This window comes from Clavibacter lycopersici, assembly GCF_003576405.1.
In the GTDB taxonomy this organism is placed as follows: domain Bacteria; phylum Actinomycetota; class Actinomycetes; order Actinomycetales; family Microbacteriaceae; genus Clavibacter; species Clavibacter lycopersici.
Window position 1 is genome coordinate 1 of the sequence record NZ_QWGT01000220.1, and the last position, 4,622, is coordinate 4,622.

Below are 4,622 nucleotides of genomic sequence, written 5' to 3' on the forward strand. Positions count from 1 at the left end.
CTCGGCCGCGGCCGTCGACGACGCGCCGCCCGCATCAGCCGAGACCGCCGTCCCGCCGTACGTGCGGTACGGCCGAGGATCGCGCGCGACGCCGCGCCCGCGTGCGCCGTACGGCAGCGCGTACCGCCGGGCGTCCGTCACGGAGGCGACCGACTCGTCCACCGAGGCGACGACCGGGGCACCCGCCGAGGCGGATCCCGGACAGGACGACGCCCCCGCCGCGACCCCGGCGGAGGCGTCCACCGCGGAGCGCGAGCTCGCCTCCCCGGAGACGCCCTCGGCCTGGCCCTTCGCGCCCATCGTCCCCTCGGGCGACGCAGACGGCCGCGACGTGGACGCGTCGGGCGAGCAGCCGACCGTGCCGCCCCTCGCGGCGCACGTGCCGACCCGCGACGAGGATCCGCGTCCCGCGCCCTCCCTCGAGCCGACCCCGTGGGTGACGGGCTCCACCTCGCCGTCGCTCGAGCCGGCGTTCGGGACGCGCGCGTCCGCCGCGGAGGACCTCGACGGCGTCGACACCCGCGACCGCGCCGAGACGACGGACCGCCCGGCCGCCTCCGCGGTCCCGTCCCCGGCAGCGCCCGCCGCACCCGAGATCCCCGACGCCCGCACGCCCTTCACCCCGCCGACCGGTCACTGGTCGGTGCAGGACCAGGTGGACGACGACCAGCCGCACACCGGCAACCACTTCATCCTCCCGACCGTGCCGCACGCGAGCGACATGCAGCAGGCGCTCAACAGCACGGGCGAGATCATCATCACCGGCTCCATCGACCTGCCCCGCAGCCTCGGCTCCATGGGCACGCACCCGGACCGCTTCGACACGGCCGACATGGACCGGATCCTCGAGCAGGGCGACGACCACGACCACGCACCGGGCGGCACCGACTCGGAGCCCGTGCGCGCCAGCCGTGCCGTCAGCACGCACACCTCGACGCGCGCCGTCGTGCAGCCGCCGCCCCGCAAGCGCTTCACCGCGCCCGTGGTGGCGGCCGTCACGGCCGGGGGAGTCGCCGTCATCGGCGCGGGCCTCGTCATCGTCGCGTTCATGACGAATGTATTCTGATCGTCTGATGCACCATCCCACCCGTCCCGGAAGGACTCTGTGACCGCTTCTCCCCGCGCCCTCGACCTGCTCAAGGTCGCCGCATCCGCTGCCGACTCCAAGCAGGCCATCGACCTGGTCGCGCTCGACGTCTCCGGGCCCCTGCCCCTCACCGACGTCTTCCTCATCGCCTCGGCCCGCAACGAGCGGAACGCGCAGGCGGTCGCCGACGAGATCGAGGACAAGATGATCGAGGCCGGCGCCAAGCCGCTGCGCCGCGAGGGGAAGAGCGAGGGTCGCTGGATCCTCCTCGACTTCGGCGACGTCGTCGCCCACGTCTTCACCGAGGAGGACCGCATGTACTACTCGCTGGAGCGCCTCTGGAAGGACTGCCCCGTCGTCGCCCTCGAGATCGAGCCGACGGCATCCGCATCCTGATCCGCCGACACCCCGCCCGCGAGGAGCTCGCATGAAGTGCCCCAACGACTCCGCGACCCTCGTGATGAGCGAGCGCAGCGGCGTCGAGATCGACTACTGCCCCGACTGCCGCGGCGTGTGGCTCGACCGCGGCGAGCTCGACAAGATCCTCGACCGCGCGGAGCAGGAGACGCGTCCCGCCCCGTCCCCGGCGCCGGTCGCTCCTCCCGCTGCACCCCTCGGCGGCTACCCGCAGGTGGATCGTGACGACCGCCGCCGGGATGGCGACCGCGAGCGGTCGTACGGGTCGCGAGACGACCGCTCGTACGGATCGCGCGACGACCGCGGCACGTCCGGCTACCCGACGTCCGGCGGCTACGGGCAGGGTGACGGGCACGGCGGAAGGCGCCGCAAGAAGGAGAGCTGGCTCAGCGAGCTGTTCGACTGAGCGACGCTGCGTTCCGGCCGCCGACGACGGATGCCCTGGTCATGGGGCGGTCGGAATGTGTAGTAATGTAGACGAGTCGCTTCCGCAGGGAAGCGGATCACGGGTCTGTGGCGCAGTTGGTAGCGCACCTGCATGGCATGCAGGGGGTCAGGGGTTCGAATCCCCTCAGATCCACCGCGAGAGCCCCGCACCTCATCGAGGTGCGGGGCTCTTCCCGTCTCCGGCTGTCGTCAGCTCAGCGCGGCTGCGACGGGTTGGTGGGATCTCCGTGCGACGGCGGGTTCACGGGCGGTCCGCTGGTCGCGGGCGTCACCTGCTCCACGTGCCCGCCCTCGCTCACCTCCGGCATCCCGTCCGGGATGCGTCCTGTGGGCTCCGCCCCGGAGCGGAGGGACTCCAGGCGTCGCTCCAGCACCTGCATCACGGGCAGGCGATCGCCGTGCGCGCCCTCGTACGCGACGAGCAGCAGCACCTCCCGCTCGTCGAGGGGCAGCAGGCGCTGCGGGAGCGTCGCCAGGGGGACGTGGTCGAAGTCGGGCAGGGGCAGCGCGTCGTGATCCGGTGCGTCGGTCATGGTCTCTCCTCGGTGGTGGTGGTCGGGGTGGGGTGGCGCGGGGCAGGAGCTCGCGCGGTCACGCGGATGCGGCTGTGCCGGGGACGGGCGGTCCCGCGGGCCAGCGCAGGATCGCCGCGACGGAGGCCCCGCCGGGCAGCCCGATCGCGTCCTCGCCGTCGGGCGCGGTGACGGAGTCGGTGAAGACGATCCTGGCGTCGGTCAGGAGCGCCGCGCGGGTGAGCGCGACGTGGGCCGGCACGCGACCGAGCACCTCGGCGCCCAGAGCGTCCTCCGGAGCTGTCGCGATCCAGGGTTCCGACGACAGCGCGAGCAGCCGCTGGTCCCGGAGCGCGTCGGCGTCGAGCACGAGGGTGTCGACCTGGGCGCTCGCCAGCGCGCGGACGACCGCCCCGACGCGCGTCTCCGCCCAGCCGTCGCCCCGGCCGTCGTGCTGCGCGACGCGGTCGAGGACGTCGCGCTCTCCCGCGGCCAGGATGCGCTGCAGCTCCGCGTGGACGCGGTCCTCCAGCACCTGGGCGTCGGATCCGTCGGCCCGCGTGTTCGTCGGCTCGACGGCGAGGACGGCCCTGGCCTCGGGGCCGAGCTCGCCCTCGAGCAGCTGCCGCGCCCGGATGTCGCCGGCGACCACGAGGAGGCGCGGACGGTGGCGGCGCACCACCCGGTCCACCACCTCCGCCAGCTCGCCCTGCGTCTGCCGCCAGATCTCCTCCGTGTGGTGCTGCAGCCGGGCCTGACGCCAACCCCCGGTCTTCACCGCATGGAGGGTGTCGGTCCGGCCCTGCACGTCCCGCTCGTCGACGAGCGCGTCGGCGTCGGCCCGATGGATCCTCACCTCGCCGCCGTCCCGGCTGGTCTCGACGACGACGTAGACGATGCGCTCGGGCTCGCGCTCCAGCAGGGGGACGAGGTCCGGCACCGGGACGATCCCCACGGCCTCGGGCTCGGTGGGGATGCCCGGGATCGACTCGTCGACGACCAGCTCGCCGCCCTCCACGAGGAGGACGCGCGTTCGAGGTCCGCCGGGCGACGGGTCACGGTCGAGCGCCGATGCGACGAGCGCCAGGTCCGCCTCGGACGCGCCGTCGCGTCTGAGGCGGTCGGCGACGCCCGTCCGCCGGGCGGCGAGGACCTGCGGCGGATCCGCGGTGTCGACGGAGTCGTCGACGTGCACCTGGATCCACGGTCCGGGTCGGCGGATGAGCTCGGCTCATCTGCGCGGCTCGGTGGTGAGATCGGTCATGGGGGTGCCTCCTCCTCGTCGTGGACGTAGCACCACCCGACGCCCGTCCGGCCCCGGCGCCAAGGGCCTTGACAGACGGACGAAGACCGCGGGGCTCCCCGATCGGGGGACTGTCCTCCACTTGGGGGACCCGGGTACCGTTGCACAGGTCATCGACCCCTGGAGCTCCACAATGTCGCACGCCACCCTGCACCGGACCCGCACCGCCGACCCGCACCGCACGTCGGTGGTCGGTTCCGCGGTGCTGGGCTTCCTGTCGGCGTTCGTGGTGGGCGCGGCCGTCATCGTGACGCTGCTGATCACCTCGTTCGCGCAGGGGACCGAGGGCTACCCCGGGCTCGACGTCCCGGGCGTCGTCGACACCCGCATCGACCACGGCAGCGTCGTCACGCAGATCGGCCCCGGCGGCTTCCTCTTCCCGCTGGCCGCCGGCCTCCTCGTCGGCCTGATCGTCGCGGTGGTCGTGTACGCGCGTCAGCGCAGCGTCCAGGACTGACCCGGCCGACCCGGATCCTGCGCGCGCGTAGGGTCGAGGGGATGCCTCGCCACCCCGCCTCCCGCACGAGTCGGCGCCTCGCGTCGGCGACCCGCTCCCGTGTCCGCGGAGCCGCCCTCGCCGCCGCGGTGACGGGCCTCCTCCTGGTGGCGACCGGCTGCACCTCGCCGGAAGTCGTCCTGCCGACCGGTCCCGCCGCCCCGCTCCGGGTCGTCTCCCTCGGCGACTCCTACTCGACGGGGACGGGGCCCGCCGAGCCGCTGCCCGGCGACCCCGGTGTCTGCGGACGAACTGTCGCCTCCTCCGTGCGGGTCGCCGCAGCGGCGGTCGGCGCGGAGCTGGTCGACGCGGCCTGCGACGGCGCCACGACCGCGGACCTCGCCGCCCCGGTGGAGCGCG

The 4,622-nt window shown here is 74.2% G+C and carries 6 protein-coding genes, 1 tRNA gene and 1 pseudogene; 6 read left to right on the forward strand and 2 right to left on the reverse strand.

The features are described from left to right. From DZG00_RS12485 to DZG00_RS12500, 4 genes are all read left to right on the forward strand, one after another. Nucleotides 1-1,066, forward strand: a 1,066-nt coding sequence (locus DZG00_RS12485) for a hypothetical protein (RefSeq protein ID WP_119455678.1), incomplete at its 5' end; no start/stop codon positions are given. 39 nt (nt 1,067-1,105) lie between these two features. Further along, nucleotides 1,106-1,483 (forward strand): ribosome silencing factor, encoded by a 378-nt coding sequence (gene rsfS, locus DZG00_RS12490; RefSeq protein WP_012299154.1) that lies wholly within the window; start codon nt 1,106-1,108, stop codon nt 1,481-1,483. Nucleotides 1,484-1,514: 31 nt separating this feature from the next. Beyond that, entirely contained in the window at nt 1,515-1,910 is a 396-nt protein-coding gene (locus tag DZG00_RS12495; protein ID WP_119382549.1) for a TFIIB-type zinc ribbon-containing protein, read from the forward strand. Between the two features lie 101 nt (nt 1,911-2,011). Further along, nucleotides 2,012-2,084, forward strand: a tRNA-Ala gene (locus tag DZG00_RS12500). 61 nt (nt 2,085-2,145) lie between these two features. Here the strand turns inward: DZG00_RS12500 and DZG00_RS12505 are convergent. Then, nucleotides 2,146-2,484 carry a DUF8129 domain-containing protein gene (locus tag DZG00_RS12505; RefSeq protein WP_119382548.1) on the reverse strand — a complete coding sequence of 113 codons (339 nt, stop codon included), beginning with the start codon at nt 2,482-2,484 and terminating at the stop codon, nt 2,146-2,148. 58 nt (nt 2,485-2,542) lie between these two features. Continuing rightward, nucleotides 2,543-3,658: a baeRF2 domain-containing protein gene (locus DZG00_RS12510; protein ID WP_119382547.1), complete on the reverse strand. Its 1,116-nt coding sequence runs from the start codon at nt 3,656-3,658 to the stop codon at nt 2,543-2,545. Nucleotides 3,659-3,899: 241 nt separating this feature from the next. On the opposite strand from DZG00_RS12510, the gene DZG00_RS12515 reads away from it, so the two are divergent. Both DZG00_RS12515 and DZG00_RS12520 read left to right on the forward strand, forming a co-directional pair. After that, complete coding sequence (locus DZG00_RS12515) at nt 3,900-4,223, forward strand: hypothetical protein (protein ID WP_233549117.1); 324 nt, start codon at nt 3,900-3,902, stop codon at nt 4,221-4,223. A 41-nt stretch (nt 4,224-4,264) separates the two neighbouring features. Beyond that, nucleotides 4,265-4,622 (forward strand): annotated as a pseudogene (locus tag DZG00_RS12520) (SGNH/GDSL hydrolase family protein); the annotation flags it as partial.

Coding starts and splice junctions, on each gene's coding strand:
- DZG00_RS12495 (WP_119382549.1), top strand. CDS start 1,515: ATGAAGTGCCCCAACGACTCCGCGACCCTCGTGATGAGCGAGCGCAGC.
- DZG00_RS12505 (WP_119382548.1), bottom strand. CDS start 2,484: ATGACCGACGCACCGGATCACGACGCGCTGCCCCTGCCCGACTTCGAC.
- DZG00_RS12515 (WP_233549117.1), top strand. CDS start 3,900: ATGTCGCACGCCACCCTGCACCGGACCCGCACCGCCGACCCGCACCGC.